Annotated in this window: 19 protein-coding genes and 1 pseudogene; 6 read left to right on the top strand and 14 right to left on the bottom strand. The window is 45.2% G+C overall.

What is annotated here, in order from left to right:
* Positions 1 to 52 precede the first annotated feature (52 nt).
* From FTT68_RS04015 to FTT68_RS04035, 5 genes are all read right to left on the bottom strand, one after another.
* Entirely contained in the window at positions 53 to 2,929 is a 2,877-nt protein-coding gene (locus tag FTT68_RS04015) for an EAL domain-containing protein (protein ID WP_035363240.1), read from the bottom strand.
* 160 nt (positions 2,930 to 3,089) lie between these two features.
* Entirely contained in the window at positions 3,090 to 3,806 is a 717-nt protein-coding gene (locus FTT68_RS04020; protein ID WP_180056521.1) for a 16S rRNA (uracil(1498)-N(3))-methyltransferase, read from the bottom strand.
* 24 nt (positions 3,807 to 3,830) lie between these two features.
* Complete coding sequence (gene metF / locus FTT68_RS04025) at positions 3,831 to 4,667, bottom strand: methylenetetrahydrofolate reductase [NAD(P)H] (protein ID WP_016659212.1); 837 nt, start codon at positions 4,665 to 4,667, stop codon at positions 3,831 to 3,833.
* Positions 4,668 to 4,857: 190 nt separating this feature from the next.
* Positions 4,858 to 6,240 (bottom strand): adenosylhomocysteinase, encoded by a 1,383-nt coding sequence (gene ahcY / locus FTT68_RS04030; RefSeq protein WP_005179150.1) that lies wholly within the window; start codon positions 6,238 to 6,240, stop codon positions 4,858 to 4,860.
* A 333-nt stretch (positions 6,241 to 6,573) separates the two neighbouring features.
* A complete protein-coding gene (locus FTT68_RS04035) occupies positions 6,574 to 7,086 on the bottom strand; it encodes a tetratricopeptide repeat protein (protein WP_180056523.1) in 513 nt (170 codons plus the stop codon).
* A gap of 306 nt (positions 7,087 to 7,392) precedes the next feature.
* Between FTT68_RS04035 and FTT68_RS04040 the strand changes: the two are divergent.
* Positions 7,393 to 7,596: pseudogene (locus FTT68_RS04040) on the top strand (amidohydrolase); the annotation flags it as partial.
* Between the two features lie 431 nt (positions 7,597 to 8,027).
* Complete coding sequence (locus tag FTT68_RS04045; protein ID WP_005179143.1) at positions 8,028 to 8,288, top strand: hypothetical protein; 261 nt, start codon at positions 8,028 to 8,030, stop codon at positions 8,286 to 8,288.
* Positions 8,289 to 8,301: 13 nt separating this feature from the next.
* Here the strand turns inward: FTT68_RS04045 and FTT68_RS04050 are convergent, their stop codons facing one another.
* The 3 genes from FTT68_RS04050 to lipA all read right to left on the bottom strand — a co-directional run bounded on the left by FTT68_RS04050 (position 8,302) and on the right by lipA (position 12,879).
* On the bottom strand, positions 8,302 to 8,688 hold the full coding sequence (locus FTT68_RS04050; RefSeq protein ID WP_104484600.1) for a carboxymuconolactone decarboxylase family protein: 387 nt from the start codon (positions 8,686 to 8,688) through the stop codon (positions 8,302 to 8,304).
* 151 nt (positions 8,689 to 8,839) lie between these two features.
* A complete protein-coding gene (locus FTT68_RS04055; protein WP_180056527.1) occupies positions 8,840 to 11,413 on the bottom strand; it encodes an acyl-CoA dehydrogenase in 2,574 nt (857 codons plus the stop codon).
* 452 nt (positions 11,414 to 11,865) lie between these two features.
* The gene (gene lipA / locus FTT68_RS04060) at positions 11,866 to 12,879 is read right to left on the bottom strand and encodes a lipoyl synthase (RefSeq protein ID WP_180056529.1); all 1,014 of its coding nucleotides are present in this window, start codon (positions 12,877 to 12,879) and stop codon (positions 11,866 to 11,868) included.
* Positions 12,880 to 13,092: 213 nt separating this feature from the next.
* On the opposite strand from lipA, the gene sthA reads away from it, so the two are divergent.
* Entirely contained in the window at positions 13,093 to 14,508 is a 1,416-nt protein-coding gene (sthA, locus tag FTT68_RS04065; RefSeq protein ID WP_005179136.1) for a Si-specific NAD(P)(+) transhydrogenase, read from the top strand.
* Between the two features lie 132 nt (positions 14,509 to 14,640).
* Here the strand turns inward: sthA and FTT68_RS04070 are convergent, their stop codons facing one another.
* From FTT68_RS04070 to map, 5 genes are all read right to left on the bottom strand, one after another.
* Positions 14,641 to 15,606 carry a TauD/TfdA family dioxygenase gene (locus FTT68_RS04070; RefSeq protein WP_180056531.1) on the bottom strand — a complete coding sequence of 322 codons (966 nt, stop codon included), beginning with the start codon at positions 15,604 to 15,606 and terminating at the stop codon, positions 14,641 to 14,643.
* Between the two features lie 205 nt (positions 15,607 to 15,811).
* Positions 15,812 to 15,946 (bottom strand): hypothetical protein, encoded by a 135-nt coding sequence (locus tag FTT68_RS14050; protein WP_005179131.1) that lies wholly within the window; start codon positions 15,944 to 15,946, stop codon positions 15,812 to 15,814.
* Complete coding sequence (locus tag FTT68_RS04075; protein ID WP_104490149.1) at positions 15,939 to 17,153, bottom strand: MFS transporter; 1,215 nt, start codon at positions 17,151 to 17,153, stop codon at positions 15,939 to 15,941. Before FTT68_RS04075 ends, FTT68_RS14050 begins: the two co-directional genes overlap by 8 nt.
* Before the next feature lie 156 nt (positions 17,154 to 17,309).
* Complete coding sequence (locus FTT68_RS04080) at positions 17,310 to 18,368, bottom strand: OmpW family protein (RefSeq protein WP_104473685.1); 1,059 nt, start codon at positions 18,366 to 18,368, stop codon at positions 17,310 to 17,312.
* A 319-nt stretch (positions 18,369 to 18,687) separates the two neighbouring features.
* A complete protein-coding gene (map, locus tag FTT68_RS04085; RefSeq protein ID WP_075175260.1) occupies positions 18,688 to 19,509 on the bottom strand; it encodes a type I methionyl aminopeptidase in 822 nt (273 codons plus the stop codon).
* 207 nt (positions 19,510 to 19,716) lie between these two features.
* On the opposite strand from map, the gene rpsB reads away from it, so the two are divergent.
* From rpsB to FTT68_RS04100, 3 genes are all read left to right on the top strand, one after another.
* A complete protein-coding gene (gene rpsB / locus FTT68_RS04090) occupies positions 19,717 to 20,463 on the top strand; it encodes a 30S ribosomal protein S2 (RefSeq protein ID WP_005179120.1) in 747 nt (248 codons plus the stop codon).
* Positions 20,464 to 20,605: 142 nt separating this feature from the next.
* On the top strand, positions 20,606 to 21,481 hold the full coding sequence (tsf, locus tag FTT68_RS04095; protein WP_005179118.1) for a translation elongation factor Ts: 876 nt from the start codon (positions 20,606 to 20,608) through the stop codon (positions 21,479 to 21,481).
* A 65-nt stretch (positions 21,482 to 21,546) separates the two neighbouring features.
* Positions 21,547 to 22,029, top strand: coding sequence for a DUF3465 domain-containing protein (locus FTT68_RS04100; protein WP_075175261.1), 483 nt, complete (start codon positions 21,547 to 21,549; stop codon positions 22,027 to 22,029).
* A gap of 45 nt (positions 22,030 to 22,074) precedes the next feature.
* On the opposite strand, the gene FTT68_RS04105 is transcribed toward FTT68_RS04100, so the two are convergent.
* Positions 22,075 to 22,536 (bottom strand): DUF962 domain-containing protein, encoded by a 462-nt coding sequence (locus tag FTT68_RS04105; RefSeq protein WP_016659199.1) that lies wholly within the window; start codon positions 22,534 to 22,536, stop codon positions 22,075 to 22,077.
* Positions 22,537 to 22,807 lie beyond the last annotated feature (271 nt).

The following is a 22,807-nucleotide window of genomic DNA, read 5'->3' on the forward strand; positions in this document are numbered from 1 at the left end:
CACAGTCAAAGCTGCGCATTTTTAGAACAAACTTAGAAGTTTAAGCTATAGATTAAGATTCACTAACAATAAGAGGTGTCTGCATTTTTTCACTCAGGAAGCGGGTCGCATCCTGTTGCGGCAGCGGTTTGGAGAATAAAAAGCCCTGGGCGATGTCGCAATCGAGCTTTCTGAGGTACTGAAGTTGATGTTCAGTTTCAATACCTTCAGCGACAATGGTCATGCCCATGGCTTTGCCCATGGCAATCATGGCACTGACAATGGCTTCCTGCTTGCTGTGGCCAATCTTGGACACAAAGCTGCGGTCGATCTTTAAAACATCTATAGGAAAATCGGTTAAGTAAGAGAGGGAAGAATAACCGGTACCAAAATCATCCAGCGAAATATGAATATGGCGCTTCTTGATTTCTTCCAGAATATATTTGACCTCGTCGGTATTTTCCAGCAACGACGATTCAGTAATTTCCAGTTCCAGGCTTTCACCGGAAATATGATAGGTATTGAGCGCCTCATCAATATCTTCCAGCAAATGTCCGCGTTGTAGCTGCTGCGCCACAATATTGACCGAAACCCGGATGTTATCAAAGCCCAGTGCCTGCCAGTCCCGAATCTGCTTGGCGGTTTGCTGAATTACGATATGGCCAATCTCTGAAATCAGGCTGGTTTGCTCGGCAATTGGAATAAATAAGCCGGGTGGAATCAGGCCTTTTTCCGGATGGTTCCAGCGTACCAAGGCTTCAAAACCGGAGACCTGCTGATCATGGAAATTGATTTTTGGCTGGTAATAGACGATCAGTTCATCATTTTTAATGGCCTGACGTAAATCGCGCTCAATGTGCACGTCCTGCTCTAACAGCTTGGTGGTTTCCAGCGAATAGTATTTGGTGGTATTGCCACCCAGACGCTTGGCTTCCGACAGCGCCTGTTCGGCACAGTTGTTTAAATAATCCAGCTGCCGGCCATGTTCAGGATATAAAGACACGCCCATCGACAGGGTAATAATATGGTCCTGACCCTGGATATTAAACGGCGCCGAGAAGGCTTTGGTAATACGTTCGCAATGCTGCTGCACCGATGGGCGAATATGTGACAGCTCATAAATAATGGCAAAGTCATCGCCATTTAAATGCGCCACCAACAGCGCTTCGGCATTAATGAGGCGTAAACGCTGTGCCACCTGTCTTAGCAGTTCATCGCCGCCATTATGGCTTAAATATTCATTCAGCACCCGGAACCGGTCGATGTTCAGACGAATCACCGCCAGTTGTTTAATCGAATCCTGATGGGACACCAGATACTGATGCAGCTGATAGTTATAATAAAACCGGTTAGGCAGATCGGTCAGCGTGTCATAATTTTCCAGATAGGACAGGCGCTGTTCCTGCCGGCGGCGCTCGGTTAAATCCGAGACAATCCCGACATAATGGGTAGAGCGGTTCTGCTCATTGCTGACGGTATTCATGTGCAGGCGGATGGTCAGCTCTTTGCCCGACAGGTATTTTTCATCCATTTCGCCATCATATTCGCCTTCTTTGAGCAGTTGCTTGACAATGGCATTGTGCATACTGCGCTGCCGTGATTTGTAATTGCTGGCAATATCAAACAGATGTTTGCCAATAATCTGCTCGCGACTAAAGCCGGTCAGCTGTTCAAAGCACGGATTGACCTCAATATAACGCAGGTCCTCATTCAGAATAAAAATCCCTTCTGCTGCCTGCTGTAGTACGCTGGCGGTCAGTTTCAGGCGTTCCTGATCAGTTTTTTCCTGATGGATGTCACGGCGGATACCGACCATGCGTAATGGACGCCGGGTTTCGGGGTCACGCTCAATCACACGGCCAACATCATGTACCCAGACCCATTTGCCATTGCTTTGCTGTACTCGGTAGGTCACTTCATAGCGGTCGGTCTGGCCACGCAGATGCTGCTTCATGGTGTTACGAAAATGCGCCAGATCATCCGGGTGAATCAGTTGCTGCAGTTTGTGATGATGGGCTTTAGAGCCGGACATTTTCAGCTGCTGGTGTTCATTGGTCAGGGTAATCAGGCGATGCTTGATGTCCCAGTCCCATGGTTTTAGCCCGGCCACTTCATGCGCCAGTACCAGATTGGCCTGTTGATCTTGTAAGGCTTTATGGATTTGCTCCAGATCAAAGGTCCGCTCTTTCACTTTCTGTTCCAGCATCTGGTTATTAAACTGCAGCTGCTGCTCAATGTCTTTGGAGCGGTTCATTTCCGTTTGCAGTTGCTGGCATAGCTGGTCGGTCCAGGCCACTTGCTGTTCGGCCTGTTTTTTCAGCTGATTATTCTTGAAATAGACGCTAGATAGCCGGCGATGCATGTGCATGGAGGTATTGGCACAAATCAGCAGACAGATTAAGGCAAAGTTGGTGGCCAGATAAAACAGCGGTTCGGTGTTGCTGTTAAAGAACAGTGGGGAAATTAAATACGGCACAATGGCCGGAATAAATACCAGCGAAAAATAGCTCAGGCGCTGGGTTAAAAAGGTGAGGGCAAAGGTCTGGCTAATAATCACCAGCAAAGCCGCCAGAATAATGGCCTGATAGGTGCTCATCTCCAGACTGTACTTCGGCAGGAAATAGTACAGCAGGGCAATGCCAATACCAAGGCTAATACCAACCAGCAGGCATACCAGCTTGATCCAGCGATGTGCCATTTGAATACTGTATTGACCGGGCTTAAAGCGCATTTCATTAAAGAACAGGCAGCCGGCCAGCCCCAGTTCACTCAGCAGGAACCAGGCATTAAACGCGAAAGTTGAAAAATTAAAAGAGTAGTGAAAAATAAAATAAATATAAAAACAGAGAATGAGGATGCTCAGCAAAAAGAAGCGCATCAGCCGGATTGTATTGGTGATTTGGGCAGCATACAAATACTGCTCCATGAGCTCATCCTGATGGTCTGACATATATCCCCAAAACCCTATAAATTACAGAGTATGTAAAAATCCATTTTATTTTATGAATAACCTGATATTAGGTGAAATTGTAAAATAATATTTTGAGATTAGTCAGTAAACTTTAAAAAAGCAATCATCTGACTCAGCATTCAGCTAAAAATAAGACGAATTACACGCTGAAGTTAAAATTTAAAATAGAAAGTGCGACCACAGGCGCAGTTTCAGTTCTTAACACGCGCTCGCCTATACACCAGTTCACAAAACCTTTCGTATTTGCGCTACTGATTTCAGCCTCGCTCAGGCCGCCTTCAGGCCCAATTAACAGGGCAAGTTCTGGCGTGGCATTGTGTAAGACATTCACTTCATCTTTGTTGGGTGCTAATACCAGTTTGGTGGCTGGCAGATCGGTATCGAGCCATTTTTCCAGCGACATCGGCGGGAGAATTTTAGGCACAATATTCAGACCACATTGCTCACAAGCAGCAATGGCGATACCTTGCCAGTGATCCAGTTTTTTCTGGTCACGGTCGTATTTCAGACGCATTTCGCAGCGTTCAGAGGTGAGGAGCTGAATCTCGGAAACGCCGAGTTCCACCGCTTTTTGAATGGCATAATCCATCCGGTCGCCCTTACTCATGACCTGACCGAGCAGGGCCTTGAATTTAGGTGTACGGTTGCCCGGATTAAAGCTGTTGACCATCACCGTTGCTGTTTTTTTCTGGACGTCGGTAAGGGTCACTTCATATTCGCCACCTTGTCCATTGAACAGGGTGGCTGTGTCGCCCACTTGTGCGCGCAGTACTTTACACCAATGGTGAAACACGGTTTCGGTCAGCGTGAGCTGCGTCTCAACCGTTAATTCAGCTTCAATATAAAAACGTGGCATAAAGTACAACTCGCAAAAAGAAAATTAGGCTAAACCAAGATCAGTCACAAGCTGACGGGTAGGCTCGGTATTGTTCATGGTGTAGAAGTGCAGACTTGGCGCACCACCTGCAATCAGGCGTTCACAGAATTTCAGCACCACTTCATGACCGAAGGCTTTAATCGATGCCGTGTCATCACCATATGTCGCCAGTTGCTTGCGAATCCAGCGTGGAATTTCAGCACCAGTACTATCGGCAAAGCGAATCAGGTTGCTGGCATTGGTAATTGGCATAATACCTGGCGCCACCGGAATATTGACACCGGCTTGCTGAATACGCTCAACAAAGTAGAAGTAGGCATCCGGATTGAAAAAGAATTGCGTTAAGGCTGCATTGGCGCCGGCATTTACTTTTTCAACAAAATGCTGAATATCTTTATCAAAGCTTTCCGCTTGTGGGTGCATTTCCGGATAGGCAGCCACTTCAATATGGAAATGATCACCGGAATGTTCACGAATAAAGCGGACTAGATCCTGTGCATATGGCAATTCACCCAAGCCAACCTGACCGGATGGCAAGTCACCACGCAGTGCCACAATACGGTCAATACCTTGTGATTTGTACAGGTCCAGCAATTCGGCAATACGGGCTTTATCATCACCAATACAAGACAGGTGAGGCGCAACCGGTGTGCCTTTGCCATTGAAGTCGTTAATGGTCGATAAGGTACGTTCACGAGTTGAACCACCAGCGCCATAGGTCACCGAGAAAAATTCTGGATTTAAAAGCTGAAGCTCTTGGTGTACGGTCTTGAGTTTTTCTGCACCGGCATCAGTTTTGGTTGGGAAGAACTCGAATGAAATCGGAATCTGTTTTGACATGTTGAAATCCTTTTTATAAATACTTTTTATTCACCCTCTCCCTGACCTCTCCCAAAGGGAGAGGAGTATTCATTACTGAATAACGCAGAGTCTTGGCTCAAATTACTTAAATTTCACAAGTAAAACTCGTAATGTAAATGATTTGAGAGTTCACCCTCTCCCTATGGGAGAGGGATGGGGTGAGGGCTAATTAATATTTATAAGCATCCGATTTAAACGGACCTTCAACCGCTACACCTAAGTAGTCCGCTTGTTCTTGCGTCAATTGCGTCAGAACGCCGCCAAAACCTGCAACCATTGCAGCTGCAACTTCTTCGTCCAATTTCTTCGGAAGCAGTTCAACGCGAATCGCGGCTTGTTTTTGATCTTCAGGAAGATCAGCAAATTTCTCAGCGAACAAGTGCATTTGACCTAAAACCTGGTTGGCAAATGAACCGTCCATCACGCGTGATGGGTGACCTGTTGCGTTACCCAGGTTCACTAAACGACCTTCAGACAGCAGGATCAGGTAATCATTTTCATTTTCTGAACGATACACCTGGTGAACTTGAGGTTTCACTTCAACCCACTTGTAACCACGTAGGTAGTTGGTGTCGATTTCAGTGTCAAAGTGACCGATGTTACATACAACAGCACCTGCTTTTAATGTATCCAGCATGGCAGCGTCACAAACGTGGTAGTTACCCGTTGTTGTTACGATCAGGTCAGTGTTTAAAAGAAGGTCAGCGTTAACGTCTTCTTTCTTGCCGGTTTGAACACCATTTTTGTATGGAGAAACCACTTCATAACCGTCCATGCAGGCTTGCATTGCACAGATAGGATCGATTTCAGAAACACGTACGATCATGCCTTCTTGACGAAGTGATTGCGCAGAACCTTTACCTACGTCACCGTAACCAATGACCAGCGCACGACGACCAGATAAAAGCATATCGGTTGCACGTTTGATGGCATCGTTGAGTGAGTGACGGCAACCGTATTTGTTGTCGTTTTTAGACTTGGTTACTGAATCGTTTACATTGATTGCAGGTACTTTCAGAGAACCGTCTTTCCACATTTCAAGCAGACGTTGTACACCTGTGGTGGTTTCTTCAGTAATACCGTGGATTTTCGCCAAAACTTCTGGGTATTTTTCGTGAACAAGTGCAGTTAAGTCACCGCCATCGTCCAGAATCATGTTGGCATCCCAAGGCGTGCCATTCACGTTAATTTGTTGCTCTAAGCACCACACGTATTCTTCTTCAGTTTCACCTTTCCAAGCGAACACAGGAACACCAGACGCAGCAATGGCAGCAGCAGCGTGGTCTTGAGTTGAGAAGATGTTACAAGAGGTCCAGCGTACTTCAGCGCCAAGTTCAACCAAAGTTTCGATCAGAACTGCTGTTTGGATTGTCATGTGGATACAACCCAAAATTTTAGCGCCAGCAAGTGGTTTAGCCGCAGAGTAGCGTTTACGCAGACCCATCAGGGCTGGCATTTCAGCTTCTGCAAGTTTGATTTCTTTACGACCGAAGTCTGCTAAAGTGATGTCTGCTACTTTGTAATCAGTAAATGAAGCATTAACCGCGTTCATCACGATCTCCTTAATAAAAACAATTGATCATTCAGTTCGCGGATGCCGTTGTTGATCAAAGCGGATGTTTGACCGATGGTCGAGCCTAGCGCTTTTACATTTCGTACCTGTAAAACGTCGCAGCATCCCTCGACTAGCGCAGTATTGTACTTGGAAATTGCCCAGAGTTCCAATCTGAAATTGTTGAATATCTGGCTAAACTGTTCCGGTTTCTCGCTGTAGTGTTCTTTGATCTCCAAAACAATTAAAAATTCCGGCTAATCCAGCGCCTATCTCCATGCATCAATATAAAAAAGCCCATCATCTGATGAGCTTTTGATCGGGTTGAGTGGGTTACTCGGCAGCTTTGGCTTTTTCGGCCCAGTAATCTGCCTGTGCTTCATTAATTTCGACTCCCAGGCCATGTTCATAAATACAGGCCAAATCACGCATGGCCTGTGCATCGCCTAGTTCAGCCGCTTGCTGAACCAAATTTACCGAGGTCGGAATATCTTTTTCTACCACATTCCCACGACGATAATAGCCAGCCAGCTCCAGAATTGCGCCTGCATGTTTCTGTTTGCTTGCTTGTTTCAACCAGTAATAGGCTAACTCAAAGTGAGTTTTGGAATCTTCAGGATCATCTTCCTGCACGTCTTTGGCATAGACGGTATAACCTTCGCCCAACCAGTACATGGCTTCCAGATGACCATTTTCAGCGGCTTTTAAGGCCCATTCTTCAGCCAGCAGGTTGTCATCTTCATGCTCGCTTTGCATATACAACTCAGCCAGCTCAAACTGGGCATCGGCTTGGCCTGCAAGCGCACGGTTAATCAGGGCGGGAGGAACAGTGATGGCGTCCGACATGGTCATATCCAGAAAATATTTGCTATAAGCCTAAAAGGTCTGCCGGAAAAAAGCCAATCTGAAATGAAATGTTTTGAGTCATAGCGCAAAATTGCTCGCTAAATTGTGGTAATTTTCAACTTTTAAAATATCAAGTATAGTGCAAATGACTATATAAAATTACAACAATAGCCTTGTATTTTAACCCTAAATTCTCCGAAGATAAGATTTTAAACGGTTATAAAAATGGAGTTTCCATGCAGCTCACTAAAACCTGTCTTAGCTTGGGGTTAGCCATGAGTATCTCTCAGTTTGCTTTTGCAGATTGGATGGATGATGCCATCTTTATTTGTATTCCTGGGTGCGACACCGGCTGATCAGGATATGAGTAAAGCTGCACCGAACCATAACCCATACTTTATTGTCGATGATAAAACCTTAAAAACCGGGGTAGAGTCGCATATGCGTTTTATTCTGGATTATCCAAAAGTTGCCAGCCAGGTACAAAGTGCATGGAAGGCAAAAAAATAATGGTCTTGAACCTCTGAAACTCAAGAGAAAAACGGAGCAGATCGGCTCCGTTTTTTATGACTCATAGATAGAACAATCAAATATCCGCTTTGAAATATAAAATTGAGCAGGAGAGAGTTAGGTAATAACGATGGAAGTTTAACGGAACCCATATATCAAAATAGCCTAAGTTATTTAATCTCTTTTACCTCTCAGAACCTGATCATGCGTTAATTATAAAATGAAGATTAAATATTCCTTGTTTGCGTCTGTTATGCCTTAGAGAGAAAACCAGGATAAGGGAGTTTTTGATTTATCAGAGGATGGATAACAGCAGTCGATATAAACCAATTCATCTTTAATTTAAATTACTTACAAAAATAGAGTTGAGCGGAGCCGTAGCATTTTTTAAGTTAGACCCATACAACGGAACAAAAAAAGAGAAGAAAAAAATGGTGAACTTTCTAACCGCAGAAGATGCAAAAGTGCTTTCGGCGCATGCCAATCTGGACATCAACCTGTATAAAGCGCGTTTAGCCAGTTTAATTGAAGAGAATGCCAAGCAGGGCAACACTGCAGTATTTACGGTATTGCCCAAACATTTGCCTTTGGAAGAAATCCGTAATCTCTCCGCCGAACTGACCCAGCTTGGTTATCAGGTGCGTTTTGAGGTCAGTGAATTCTTTTACAGTTTTAATGTGTACTGGATTTAAACTCGTCCGAAATTTACGAGTTGGCCTGATAGTCCTGAATGACTTCTAACGCCGCACGGAAGGCCTCTTGCGTAGCCGGTGCGCCGCAATAGGGCAGGCTATGTAGCAGCACTTCCTGAATTTCTTCCACTGTCGCGCCATTATTTAAAGCCCCGCGTACATGACCTTTTAATTCAGTCGGGCTTTTGAGCGCAGTTAAAAAGGCAATTGTCACCAGTGAACGATATTTGCGCGGCAATACATCTTCACGTTGCCAGGTAGAACCCCAGGCATGTTCATTAATCCAGTCCTGCAAAGGCTGGGTAAACGGCACAGTATTGTCCTGCGCACGTTTCACGAAACTTTCACCCATGACTTCTGTACGTACTTTTAAACCATTGTCATAATCTTGTTGTGACATCTTGTTTCCCTCAATATTGTTTTCGATGTAGCTTAACGGCTTATGCAGTCTATACCATTGGAAGATGGTCGTAGAATGGCTGTCAGAAGTGTCATTTCCAGTCCATAAAAAAGTGGCCCGAAAGCCACTTTATTCAATATTCAGCATATAACTAAAAACGGATAAACGGTTCCGGATCCTCTTTATGATGATCTGTGGCCAGTTGTGCGGTGCCACCGGTTTTCGGTTCTGCTGAAGTTGCCGGAGGATGAGCTTCCGTATCGACACCTAAAGGTTCAATTAAATGCGGATTATCCAGCGGCAGGGTCTGTTCCAGCTGCATATCGAAAATATCGGTCAAAATACTGTCAAAGCGCTGCGCGTTATAACTGAGTAGCTGGCTAGCTTCTTCGGGTTGAATCGCGCCGGTATTTAGGGCATCGGCAATGTGTTCTTCAAAACTGAGGCCATCAAAACTGCCTTTGGCTTCAGCTTTTTTAAAGCGATCCCACAGCGGTTCAATCTCGGTTAAGCTCTGGAAGGTACTTTCCATCCGGCCAAAGACATCGTCCGGGTCCGTGTTATAGAAAACATGCTGTTTCAGCTGCTGGCGAAAAGCATTGTCCTGCATCATGCTCATGGCCACATCACGTTTCAGCTGATCGCTTGGTGGCTGCAAGGCACGGCCCCACGGGAAGCAGATCAATTTCACGACGCCAGCCGCCAGCTGCATAGGGAAATTATTGAACAGTCCAAAGAAGGCTTCTTGTGCATTAAACAGTGCTTTGTCTAAAGCCAGTTGCGCATGCAGTTGCTCATCTGCGGTTTTTTGCCCATGTGCATAGTATTTTAAGATGGCGGTGGCAATAAACAGCTGCGCATGAATATCGGCCAGGCGTCCGGACAGCATTTCCTTGCGTTTAATATCACCGGCCAATAAACCCAGACACATATCGGCAGTCAGGGCAAAGGCCGCACTAAAACGGTTGATGGTTTTGTAATAAGGCCGGCTAAATTCATCGGCTTGTTGCGGAGCATCGGATGAACCGCCAAACCAGCCAAAGGCAAATGCGCGCGCAGTCCGGTTAAAGGTATAACCGAGATGATGGTAGAACAGTTCATTAAATTGTGTCAGCGCGGCATCTTTATCAGGGGCTTGTAGCAGTTGTAATTCTTCATACAAATACGGATGGCAACGCATCGAACCCTGGCCAAAAATCATCAGCGAGCGGCTTAAAATATTGGCCCCTTCAACGGTAATGGAAACTGGAATGGCCTGATAGGTCAGCGCCAGAAAGTTCCGTGGACCCAACTGGATGGCGCGGCCACCGACCACATCCATACCATGATTAACCACACGGCGCATAGACTCTGTGGCATAGTACTTGGCCATCGCGGTCATCACGGCAGGTTTGCCGCCCTGATTCAGTCCACAGGTCACCAGATAGCGAAAGGCTTCCAGCATATAGGTTTCACTGGCAATATCACTGGTGACTTCCTGTACGCCTTCAAATTTCCCCACCGACAACTTGAATTGCTGGCGGATTCGCGCAAAAGCACCGACATTTAAATAGGTCATTTCCCCGGCAGCGGTTGACAGTGCCGGTAAGGAAATCCCGCGACCGACGGCCAGACATTCCATTAACATGCGCCAGCCTTTACCGGCATTTTCAACACCACCGATAATCCAGTCGAGTGGAATAAACACATCCTGACCTTCGACCGTGCCATTCATAAATGGTGAACCGGGATGATGGCGCGGCCCGACTTTCACTCCGGCGTGATTGGCCGGCAGCAGCGCACAGGTAATGCCGTAGTCGGTTTTAGTCTTATCGCCGAGTAAGCCTTCCGGATCATACAGTTTAAAAGCCAGACCAATCACGGTGGCAATGGGTGCCAATGTAATCCATCGTTTGGAGAAATTCATTTTCAGACCCAGTACGTGCCGGCCTTCAAACTGGCCATAGCAGACCACGCCAGTATCGGGGATGGCACCGGCATCGGAGCCGGCTTCCGGGCTGGTCAGCCCAAAGCAGGGAATTTCTTCGCCTTTGACCAGACCGGGCAAGTAACGTTTTTTCTGCTCATCGGTACCGTAGTGCAGCAGCAACTCACCCGGGCCTAAGGAATTGGGCACCATACAGCTGACCGCGGCGGTTAGGGAGCGTGAGGCAATTTTGCTCATAATCCGGCTTTGCGCAAAAGAACTGAAAGCCTTGCCGCCGTATTCCTTGGGAATAATCAGGCCCAAAAATCCATGGGTTTTAATAAACTGCCAGGTTTCAGGAGATAAATCTTTGTGCTTATGATGGATTTCCCATTCATCCAGCATGTTGCACAGCTGTTCCACTTCATTGTCTAAAAAGGATTGTTCCTCCGCACTGAGCGTAGGATAGGGATATTGCTCAAAGGTATCCCAGTTGGGCGCACCCATAAACAGCTCTTTTTCCCACCAGCTGGTGCCGGCATCCAGTGCTTCACGTTCGGTGCTGCTCATGCTTGGCATGGCTTGTGACAAAGCCTTATACGCGGGTTGGGTGATGATTTTCATGCGCAAGGCATCCACCATCACAATTATGCTCAGCACAATTAACGGAATGCTTAAAATTAAGGACCAGGGATTAATAAAGGCAGAGACAATACTGACCGCGATCAGGGTCATGGCACCGCTGTTGCGAGACAGCTGAAAATAGAAAATCGCCCACAGTGTAAAAACAAGAATGACGATACTGAGTATAAAAAGCATTATTGTATTTCTCCCGGCTGCTACAGCATCACCGTGCCTGCAAGGAAAAATGAAAGAAATACTGCTTCATTTTGTCTGAAGTCATCCGGTGGAGGCTGTTCTTGGAACGTCGGTATCGTTTTTTTAAATATCAAGACCATCAAAACGATTGCTAAAAACAAACTCTATAGATGAGATTGGTTGAAAAATGATCGCTATTCAAGTAAGAACGCGCAACGAAATGTGAAGATAAGTAAGGGTTTAGCAGCTAGGTCAAAGAATGATAGAAATTTTACTTCTGGTTTAAATGGGGTATTTTTTAAAGATGAGCCGTCTTTAGGTCTAAGAGGAAATAGATGATCTCTCTGGCTAAAAATTCTGATCCGAGGACGATGTAAAAATTTAAGTAAAAGATGACCTTGTAAAAAAGCCCCGAATCCGGGGCCTTGTTTTCTAAGCTTAGTTTTCTCAGCTTATGCTTCGATGGTTTGTACACTAATTTTCTTGGCAGGATCAGTCTTGCGACGTACCGCTGGAACTGGCTCGCCGTAGTATTGACGGTCTGCAAAATAACTTGAACGCACCATTGGTGCAGACCAGATATTTTTAAAGCCCAGTTTGCGGCCGTGTTCTGCATAACGCTCGAACTCTTCTGGCGTGACAAAGCGGTCAATTGGTGCGTGCTGTTTCGATGGCTGTAAATATTGGCCTATGGTCACATAATCTACATCATGTGCTTTCAGATCATCCAATAATGAAATCACTTCTTCTTCAGTTTCACCAATACCCACCATCAGACCGCATTTGGTTGGAATTTCCGGACAATATTCTTTAAACATTTTCAGCAGGTTTAAAGAGTGCTGATAGTCTGAACCCGGACGCATGGCTTTATATAAACGTGGCACGGTTTCAATATTGTGGTTAAATACATCTGGCGGACATTCAGTCATGATGCGCAGCGCAATATCCATACGGCCACGGAAATCCGGAACCAGAATTTCTAGCAGGGTGTTCGGACTTAAGGCACGCGCTTCTTTAATACAGTCAACAAAATGCTGTGCACCACCATCAAGCAGGTCGTCACGGTCTACCGAGGTAATGACCGCATATTTCAGGCCTAAGTTGGCAATGGTTTCTGCCATATGACGCGGTTCATCCGGATCAAGTGCATTCGGACGACCATGGGCAACGTCACAGAACGGACAGCGACGGGTACAAATATCACCCATAATCATAAAGGTTGCAGTACCACCACCAAAACATTCTGGCAGGTTCGGACAGGCTGCTTCTTCGCAAACGGTATGCAGTTTTTGCTGACGCAGTGTCGATTTGATCCGTTGAACTTCTTCTGGCGCCGCCATCTTGACCCGAATCCAGTCCGGTTTGCGCGGCGTTTCAACCGTAGGCACAACTTTTACAGGAATACGAGCGACCTTTTCTGCGCCACGAAGTTTAACACCCTGTTCTGGTTTACGGTTTTCAGACATATTCAACTTTTCCACTGTTTTGACGGGGGAGATATTCGAAAAATAGCGCCTCCATTATAACGGACTTGGGTGCAAATAGGAAAAAAACGATATTCATTTAAAAAATGTGGCTATCACGCAATATATGCTAGGTAAATACAGAAAATCATGATGTTTTCAGTCATAATATGCATATGAGATATAAACAGAATAGATTAGTTTAAGGAGCGTTGAATGCCACGTAAAAAAGAGGTGGTTGCCGGAACTTTCGTTAAATATGATGCGGTGGTCCTAGGTTCTGGTCCTGCAGGTGAAGGCGCAGCAATGAAACTTGCCAAATCAGGCATGCGTGTTGCTGTGGTGGATATGCGTGAGCAACTCGGCGGTAACTGTACTCACGTGGGCACAATCCCAAGTAAGGCGCTGCGTCAGACGGTATCCAGTATTATCCGTTACCAGCGTGATCCGATGTTCCAGAAAGTGGGCGACTGGAAACAGTTCACCATGAAACAGGTGCTGCGTAATGCACATAAAGTGATTCAGCAGCAGGTCGATACTCACTCACGCTTCTATGACCGCAATAAAATTGATATCTATCACGGTCGTGCTTATGTGCAGGACAAAAATACCGTGCTGGTATTCAGTCCGGAAGGCATTAAGGAAACCCTGATTTTTAAGCAGCTGGTGATTGCAACCGGTTCACGTCCGTATCGTCCGGAAATTTTAGACTTTAACCATCCACGTGTATTCGATTCAGACAAGATTCTGGATCTGGATTTCTCGATTCAGAAAATCATCATTTATGGTGCCGGTGTCATTGGCTGTGAATATGCCTCGATCTTCATTGGTCTGGACCATAAAGTCGACCTGATTAACACCCAGCATAAATTGCTCAGCTATCTGGATGATGAAATCTCCGATGCCTTGTCCTATCACTTGCGTGAACAGGGTGTGTTAATTCGTCACAATGAACAGATTGATCATTTAGAAACCTTTGATGATCACGTGGTGCTGCATTTGCAAAGCGGCAAGAAAATCAAAGCCGATGCCATCTTGTGGTGTAACGGCCGTTCAGGCAATACCGATGGTTTAGGCCTGGAAAATGTTGGCTTAAAACCAAACAGCCGCGGTCAGCTGACGGTAAATGAGCAATATCAGACTGAAGTAGAAAATATTTTCGCTGCTGGTGACGTGATTGGCTGGCCATCTCTGGCGTCTGCTGCCTATGACCAGGGTCGCTGTGCAGGGGCCAACATGAGTGGCGAAGAAAATGTGGCACCGGTGACTGATATTCCAACCGGTATTTATACCATTCCGGAAATTTCTTCAATTGGTAAGACCGAGCAGGAACTGACTGAAGAAAAAATTCCGTACGAAGTGGGTCAGGCTTCTTTCCGTCATCTGGCACGTGCGCAAATTACCGGTGATACGGTTGGTGAACTGAAAATTCTGTTCCACCGTGAAACTTTAGAAGTATTGGGTGTACATTGCTTCGGGAATAACGCGGCAGAAATTATTCACATTGGTCAGGCGGTGATGAACAGCCCGAACAATACCATCAAGTATTTTGTGGAAACCACATTTAACTATCCAACGATGGCAGAAGCCTATCGTGTGGCGACCTTAAATGGTATGAACCGTCTGTTCTAAGCGGTTGCTCATACTGAAAAACCCGTAAACACAGTTTGCGGGTTTTTTTATGGTTAGATAAAAAGGATAAATATCCTGCAGTCAAAGTCCTGAACATCGGTGCATATTCAGTATCTCTAGTTCAGTTCCTGCTTAAAAAGGTCGGCTTCCGGCAAGGCTGATACGTTTTAACAGACGGCGCTGTTCGGCCGGAAATGGACGGCGGGAATGCAGGGTGGCCTGATTATCCCAGAACACAATATCACCGACTTCCCACTGATGCTCATAGGCAAATTCTGGTTGAAGCAGATGGGCACGTAACTGGGTAATCAGTTCGCTACCAGCCTGATCGTCATAGTTTTCTAGTTCCACTTCGGTATGGGTATTGAGCCACAAGGCTTTACGCCCGGATTCTGGATGGGTGCGCACCAAAGGATGTGGATAGGCATGGCTTAAAACCGGTTGATCTTTAAAGCGATACAGCGGACTGTTGCCATAAACGCTGTCTTGCGACGAGGCTTGGGTTTTCTGCCGGCGAACAAAAGGGTTGTAAGTAATTAATTGTAGCTGGTTGATATGTGCCTGAGTGTCGGCATCTAGGGCATTATAAGCTTTGATGGTATTAATCCAGCTGGTCTGGCCACCATTTTGTGGCAGTTCAATAGCATAGAGCAAAGAGCCAAAGGAGGGCAGCGGTGTCCATTGATGATCGGCATGCGGGCTTAATTCACCATGACCAGTATAATCGCCTTGTCCTACTGCATTGGAAACAGGCACGATATCGGGTGGTACACCGCTATCATCCTGCGCGGCCAGTACAGGCGTGTCGGCAGCGGGACGGAAAATTGAACCGAAATAGGTGGCAAAGGCCAGATACTGTAAATCATCCAGCTGTTGCTGTTTGAAAATTAAAACTAAATGTTCTGCCAAGGCCTGTTTCAGCCGGAAAATGGTTTCACCCGATTGAGCCTTGCGCGCATCTAATCCATACACCACCGCACCAAGAGCCTGGTCAGTGTGTGGAACAATACGGATTTCGCTGCCGTCCTGGAATTGATTGGCCTGATGCCAGCGCGGTGCATCATGAATGGCTTGGGAAAGTGGGGTCAGACTGGTCATGTTTAAATTTTTCTCTCAGTGTTATTGCCTCAAGAAAATTTAGAAAAAACCGCAGGCCAAATAAAATCAGAAGAAATGCTAAACTTATGAAAAGGCTATAAAAATAATTAAATATATGATTTATATTCTTTTAATTAAAACAGCAAACCAAATAACTGAATTTGCTGTTTCGGGGTTTGCTGTTGATGCTGCGGGTTTTTAAACATTAATGTGCACAAAACGCCTGATTAAAGTATTCAAACAGCTGCGGGGTTTTCATCCATAACAGCAGCGATAAAATAAAAAAGCTGATGATGCACAGGCCAATCAGAATTTTTAACAGCGACATTGAATTAGTCATGCACCACCGCCTGTTCATTCACAAAGAAATGTACCCAAACGCCAAAAGCACTTAGCGCAATCGAGAACATCCAGATGGCATTATAGTTGCCGGTTAAGTCATGGTTCAGGCCGCCCAGCCAGCCGCCAAGGAACGAACCAACCTGATGGGTGAAGAATACAATCCCACTGAGCATGGTCAGGTATTTCACCCCGAACATATTGGCTACAATGCCGTTGGTCAGTGGCACGGTCGATAACCATAACAGTCCCATAATGACACCAAAGCCATAAATTGTCCAAGTACTGAGCGGTAACAGTAAAAAGGCAATAATGGCAAGACCACGCAGGCCATATAGCCACATCAGTAAATGCGGCTTGGAATATTTGCCGCCCAGCCAGCCAGCCGTATAAGTCCCGACAATATTGAATAAACCGACTAAGGCCAGGAAGATGGTGCCGGTGGTGGCGTTAAATCCATGATCAATTAAATAACCCGGCAAATGAATACCAATAAATACCACCTGAAAGCCGCAGACAAAAAAGCCCAACGATAAAAACCAGAATGGCTTGTGGTTTTTGGCAATTACCAGAATCTGCTTAAATGTTAACGCCGGCTGCGGTTTGGTGGTCGCTGCATTCGGGTCGGTATACATCGGTGCTTTTAAGGTCCATGCCAAAGGAATTAGCAGGGTCATTAAAATGGCGCTAACCACCAGTGCACCTTTCCAGCCTAAATTCTGCAATAACAGCAGTGTGGTCGGCAGCATAATAAACTGACCGAAAGAACCCGCTGCACTGGCAATCCCCATCGCCAGGCTGCGTTTTGAAGGATGTGCGGCACGGCCAACTGCAGACAGTAAAATCGGAAAAGAGGTGGCAGAGAGTGCCAGACCTAAAATTAAACCGGCACTTAAATTCAGCAGCCAGCCGGTCGAGCTGACCGCCATCAGCAATAAACCCAGTGCATATAAGGCACCACCGGCAGCGACCACAATTTTACTGCCATATTTGTCGGCAAAGGCGCCGGTAATTGGTTGGACTGCACCCCAGATCAGGTTTTGCATGGCAATAGCCAGACTAAAGACATTGTGTCCCCAGCCAAATTCATGGCTCATTGGCACCAGATACAGGCCAAAGGCATGTCGTACCCCCAATGACAGCGCCAGAATAATGGCACTTCCCATCAGCATATAAATCAGGGTTTTGGAAAAACGGGTATCTGACATAAAAAGTCCGGCAGCCAGGAAAGACCTGCTTATGTTAGTAGATTGCCGCGCGGGAGGCGATAGAATAAAAATTAAATAAAAGATAAAATTTTTTTATGGCTGCATCAAAAAAGACAGCCCGAAAGGCTGCCTGATGATGGACTAAAAAATTGAAGCCTAGAAACGGATACCAATACCGGCATAGGCCAGAATCGGATTCACTTCAATATCGGCCTTAGAACGAATAAGTTCGCCATGTGTGGCATCGGTCACGGTAATGGTGGTGTCATTTTGCAGATGTGCATAGGACAGCGAACCAACCGCAAACCATTTTTCATTAAAGTCATAAGTAAAGCCTGCTGTGATTACTGGAGCAAAGGCATCTGTTGCTTCAACTTTGACTTTAGGATTGGCTTTGTCATTCGGTGACCCATCTAGTGATGCTCCGGCTTTATTATCCAGAATATTAGCGATCATATGTCCTGCAGCAATCAGGTCTTTTTCAGTCTGTGGATTAATTTCCAGTTCATTAAAATAAGCATACATTAAGCCTACGCCAACATAAGGACGGAATTTATTTACGCCAGTCTTGCCAAAGTGATACTGAAATTCAAAAGCAGGCGTCCATGCCCGAGCTGAAGCGGCAGGGCCATGTGCTTCTAAATCCGTAATAAAAATATCATTGTCTAACTCAATGGAGCCCACAAGTGGGGAAGCTATAGCACTGAATGGAGCATATATTTTTCCCTTACCTTGTAAGTCTACTTTAGGTGGAATGCCAGCTTTCATTTCAAACGAAATATTATCGGTAAAAAAATAGTTGGTCATAATGCCTAAAGTGGTAACATCATCAGCCTCTAATCCAGTGCCTGGATTCGTCCAGTTCTCTAGGCCATAAACTTGTGCTGTACCGCTCATGAACGCAGGTAAGGTACTATCTGGATTGATGCCATTAATTAAATCAATTAACCAATTCGCTAAACCAGATGAATTTTCTACGCGGTTATCAATGACTGCCTGCGATGAAATTTCTCCAACGTCAGACTGTATTCCTTCATAGGCAGCAGTATTAACTTTGAATGGCTGCGCTTTACCTTGTGGCATCACATGTAAAGCACCCACTGATACAGAAAAACGTTTAAAACCATCACCATCTTGCAGGCTAAAATACGGTGAGGCATAAGAAACAGCAGGTAAGGCCAATAGCGTGCTGGCAAATAATAAGGTCTTCTTCATATAAGGGACTCCATGTCCAATTTGTTGCTCGTTTTTATAAGGGCCATTATTTAATAGTTAGATAAAGCAAGACTGTTGTTTTTGAAGAAGATTGTTTTATTACATTTGTAACATTCTTGAAATAACTTTGCTGCTCTGTGACTTATTTATGACTTGTGTAGCTAGAAATGGTAATACGGTTTTTAGGGATGAAACCCGAATATTGATATAAGTATTTGATTTATTTGTTTTAAGTTGAAGTTTTAGACGATAAAAAAGGCCACATCAATGTGACCTTTCTGACAATTTTTTTAGTTTTTACGCCAATGACAGCTTATGACTAGAAACGTGACAAGTCTTCTTCAGGACGTGCAGTCAGGACTTCCAGACCGTCTTTAGTCACTAAAATAGTGTGTTCATATTGCGCTGAAAGTTTGTGATCTTTAGTGACCACGGTCCATTTATCGCCAAGTAATTTGGTTTGCCAAACACCCGCGTTTACCATTGGTTCAATGGTAAAGGTCATGCCTTCTTCTAAAATCATGCCGGTATCTGGCTGGCCATAATGCAGCACTTGCGGTTCATCATGGAAGGTTGTTCCAATGCCGTGACCGCAATATTCGCGCACCACACTAAAGCGCTCAGATTCGACATATTTCTGAATGGCATGGCCAATATCACCAATGGTCGCGCCCGGTTTTACAACTTCCATACCGCGGTACATAGCTTCCTGTGCTACTTTGCATAGACGGTTGGCCAGAATTGAAGTTTCACCACCCACGATGTACATCATGTTGGTATCGCCGTGGTAACCATCTTTAATGACCGTGACATCAATATTCAGGATATCGCCTTTTTTTAATGTCTTGTTTTCAGATGGAATACCGTGACACACCACGTGGTTTACCGAAGTACAGATGGTATGCTGGAAGGCTGGACGACCTGGGGCTGCACCATAGCCCAGGCAGGCTGGAATGGCATTTTGTACATTGACAATATAATCGTGACAAATCGTATCAAGCTCAAGTGTGGTTACACCCGGTTTGATATGTGGCTTGATCATATCCAAAACTTCCGCTGCCAGTCGTCCCGCTACCCGCATTTTCTCAATTTCATCTGCGGTTTTAATTAATCGACGAGGCGCTTGATAAGTACTGTTCATGATCTCTAAAAACTTTTGGAAATTTATATGTGACTATGGTATAAATAGCCGCCCATTTTATCAAATGCTTTTTCGTGAATAAATTTCGCGGGCATTGTGCGATGGGGCAACAAAATCCGCACATATATCGTCACATTACTCTGGGTGCCCTTTGGGGTGGAGAATGCGGATATATGGAGGCCTAACCCAAACTTTAAGGTAAAGAAAATGGCAGATTACAACGTAAGCATGCGCGACCTTCTACAAGCTGGCGCGCACTTTGGTCACCAAACTCGTTTCTGGAACCCAAAAATGCGTCAATACATCTTTGGCGCGCGCAACAAAATTCACATCATCAACCTTGAGCACACTGTTCCTGCGTTAAATGATGCTTTGAACTTCGCTAACCAATTAGCAAGCAAAAAGAACAAAGTTTTGTTCGTTGGTACTAAACGTGCTGCTTCTAACATCATCCGTGAACAAGCTCAACGCGCTGGTCAACCATACGTAGATCACCGTTGGTTAGGTGGTATGTTGACGAACTGGAAAACACTTCGCCAATCTATCAACCGTTTAAAAGATCTTCAAACTCAATCCACTGACGGTACTTTCGCTAAGCTGACTAAACGTGAAGCTTTAGAGCGTAGCCGTGAGATGGAAAAACTTGAACGTGCTTTAGGCGGCGTTAAAAACATGGGTGGTTTACCTGACGCATTATTCGTAATTGACGTTGACCACGAAGCAATCGCGATCAAAGAAGCGAAAAACCTAGGTATTCCTGTAATCGGTATCGTTGATACAAACTCTAACCCAGACAACGTAGACTACGTTATTCCGGGTAACGACGATGCGATCCGTGCAGTAACACTTTACGCTTCTGCTATGGCTGATGCGATCATTGCTGGTAAAGAGTACGCTCAAACCCAAGCAAATGCTCAAGCGAAAGGCGAAGAAGCTCCAGCTTCTGAGGCTTAATGCGTTTTTGACGCAAGCTTGTCATTTTTGCGACATGTGATGGTGGCAAAGTAAGCGTCATGTATGCAGGCGGCCCATGAGTATCCTCTGGGCCGTTTCTGTTCTAAAAAGAATTCATTTTCTACCGAATTAGGAGATTCACATGACTGCTATTACTGCAAGCATGGTTAAAGAATTGCGTGACCGTACTGGTTTAGCAATGATGGAATGTAAAAAAGCTTTGACAGAAGCGGGTGGTGACATCGAATTAGCGATTGACAACCTTCGTAAATCTGGTCAAGCAAAAGCTGCTAAAAAAGCAGGTAACATTGCTGCTGACGGTGCGATCACAATCGCTCAAGAAGGTAACAAAGCAATCCTTCTAGAAGTAAACTGCCAAACTGACTTCGTTGCTAAAGACGAAAACTTTGCTGGCTTCTCTGCGAAAGTTGCTGCTGCTGCACTTGCTGCTGGCGAAACTGACGCTGCAAAAATTGCTGAACTGAAACTTGAAGATGGCCAAACTGTTGAAGAAGCGCGTATTGCTCTTGTTCAAAAAATTGGTGAAAACATCCAGGTTCGTCGTGCGCAAATCATTGAAGGTGAAAACCTTGCAGTTTACAAACACGGTCTGAAAATCGGTGTTGTTGTTGCTTACACAGGTGAAGCTGAAACTGGTAAAGGTATTGCAATGCACGTTGCTGCGTTCAACCCAGTTGCTGTTACTGCTGAGCAAGTTCCTGCTGAGCTGATCGCGAAAGAGAAAGAAATTGCTGAAGCAAAAGCAATCGAATCTGGTAAGCCAGCGAACATCGTTGAAAAAATGGTAACTGGTTCGGTTGAAAAATACCTGAACGAAGTTGTTCTTGAGCGTCAAATGTACGTAATCGACAACGAGAAGAAAGTTGCTGATGCATTGAAAGCTGCTAACACAACTGTTGCTCAATTCGTTCGCTTCGAAGTAGGTGAAGGTATTGAGAAGAAAGCAGAAATGAGCTTCGCAGAAGAAGTTGCTGCTGCTCAAGCTGCTGCAAAATAATTTATTTTGCGAAAAAGCCCCGTTTCGGGGCTTTTTTTATGACCAAGACAACAACAGGAAGAACAATGTCGAAGAAAACCAATATGGGCATTGGCGCAGTAATTGCGCTGCTGGTTGCGGCTTATTTAGGTATCGACCTACAACCGCAAAACTCCGGTTCAAATACCTTCACTCAACAGCAGTCTGAAACCACACTGCAAGCTCCCGTTCAGGATGATACCGCCAAAATTGCCCAAGCCTTTCAGCAACGAAAAAATGATGTACAGGTACAAGCTACTGGTACAGTAGTGGCACTGTTAAGTGATGACAATGAAGGTTCGCGCCATCAGCGTTTTATTCTGGAACTTGGCAATGGGCAAACCTTGCTGGTTGCCCACAATATTGATTTGGCTCCACGTATCGACCGTCTGCAAAAAGGCGATACTGTCGAGTTCTTTGGTGAATATGAATATACCGACAAAGGTGGCGTGATTCACTGGACCCATCATGATCCGCAAAAACGCCATGTTGATGGCTGGTTAAAGCATCAGGGAAGCATCTATCAATAAGCCCTCCAGCACTGGAGCAAAATGCTTCCTGATGTGTAAGCATCTTTAGGTTTGGACATCCAGATGCGTGGTGTGCTGGCGAGATTTCCAGGATGGTAAAATCTTGCCTAAATAGGCATCCATACACCAGAGCGGTCCAATCAGCAGGAATTGCAGATCTTTAAAGAACGATGGTTTTTTGCCTTCGACCTTGTGGCCATAAAACTGTCCAATCCAGGCAAAAACAAACAGCGCAATATAAAAACCAACACCAACCGGTAAAATCCAGATTAACCAGGCCATCACCAGAGTCAGTGCTGCCATGGCCACGGCCAGTACCAGATCCAGGCGTGCATAAAAAATAAAGGCCAGCACCAGTAACAGGGCAGTAAGCAGGGCGCTGAAATGCGCAATGATGCCAATAATGGAAAAATAGATGGTCGGTACACAGACCCAGTGAATCAGTTTATTGGTCTTGTTTTGATGACTTTCGCTATATTCATCCAGCCATTCTGAAATTGTTTTCATGCAGCACTCCTTTTGCATTATTTTTCTGAGTTTCCAAGAATGTTCTCACTATAAACGAGAAGCGGAAAACGGTCAAAATTGGCCAGCAAAAATACCTGAAAATCGTAAAATGAGGGAAATAGGGGGATTCCTGTATAAAGGAATAGGGCTAAATGCGCATAGGATGCGTTTTAAGCGCAGAAAAAAATAAAAAGCTACCTATGGATTCAAAAAGTAAGAAAAGCACGCTAAGCGTGGAAATGAATGCAAATTTGTAGTTTCAAAATGGATT

This window comes from Acinetobacter sp. Q85-2 (assembly GCF_013420555.1).
Classification (GTDB): Bacteria; Pseudomonadota; Gammaproteobacteria; order Pseudomonadales; family Moraxellaceae; genus Acinetobacter; species Acinetobacter indicus.

Coding starts and splice junctions, on each gene's coding strand:
- FTT68_RS04015 (WP_035363240.1), bottom strand. CDS start 2,929: ATGTCAGACCATCAGGATGAGCTCATGGAGCAGTATTTGTATGCTGCC.
- FTT68_RS04020 (WP_180056521.1), bottom strand. CDS start 3,806: ATGCCACGTTTTTATATTGAAGCTGAATTAACGGTTGAGACGCAGCTC.
- metF (WP_016659212.1), bottom strand. CDS start 4,667: ATGTCAAAACAGATTCCGATTTCATTCGAGTTCTTCCCAACCAAAACT.
- ahcY (WP_005179150.1), bottom strand. CDS start 6,240: ATGAACGCGGTTAATGCTTCATTTACTGATTACAAAGTAGCAGACATC.
- FTT68_RS04035 (WP_180056523.1), bottom strand. CDS start 7,086: ATGTCGGACGCCATCACTGTTCCTCCCGCCCTGATTAACCGTGCGCTT.
- FTT68_RS04045 (WP_005179143.1), top strand. CDS start 8,028: ATGGTGAACTTTCTAACCGCAGAAGATGCAAAAGTGCTTTCGGCGCAT.
- FTT68_RS04050 (WP_104484600.1), bottom strand. CDS start 8,688: ATGTCACAACAAGATTATGACAATGGTTTAAAAGTACGTACAGAAGTC.
- FTT68_RS04055 (WP_180056527.1), bottom strand. CDS start 11,413: ATGCTTTTTATACTCAGTATCGTCATTCTTGTTTTTACACTGTGGGCG.
- lipA (WP_180056529.1), bottom strand. CDS start 12,879: ATGTCTGAAAACCGTAAACCAGAACAGGGTGTTAAACTTCGTGGCGCA.
- sthA (WP_005179136.1), top strand. CDS start 13,093: ATGCCACGTAAAAAAGAGGTGGTTGCCGGAACTTTCGTTAAATATGAT.
- FTT68_RS04070 (WP_180056531.1), bottom strand. CDS start 15,606: ATGACCAGTCTGACCCCACTTTCCCAAGCCATTCATGATGCACCGCGC.
- FTT68_RS14050 (WP_005179131.1), bottom strand. CDS start 15,946: ATGACTAATTCAATGTCGCTGTTAAAAATTCTGATTGGCCTGTGCATC.
- FTT68_RS04075 (WP_104490149.1), bottom strand. CDS start 17,153: ATGTCAGATACCCGTTTTTCCAAAACCCTGATTTATATGCTGATGGGA.
- FTT68_RS04080 (WP_104473685.1), bottom strand. CDS start 18,368: ATGAAGAAGACCTTATTATTTGCCAGCACGCTATTGGCCTTACCTGCT.
- map (WP_075175260.1), bottom strand. CDS start 19,509: ATGAACAGTACTTATCAAGCGCCTCGTCGATTAATTAAAACCGCAGAT.
- rpsB (WP_005179120.1), top strand. CDS start 19,717: ATGGCAGATTACAACGTAAGCATGCGCGACCTTCTACAAGCTGGCGCG.
- tsf (WP_005179118.1), top strand. CDS start 20,606: ATGACTGCTATTACTGCAAGCATGGTTAAAGAATTGCGTGACCGTACT.
- FTT68_RS04100 (WP_075175261.1), top strand. CDS start 21,547: ATGTCGAAGAAAACCAATATGGGCATTGGCGCAGTAATTGCGCTGCTG.
- FTT68_RS04105 (WP_016659199.1), bottom strand. CDS start 22,536: ATGAAAACAATTTCAGAATGGCTGGATGAATATAGCGAAAGTCATCAA.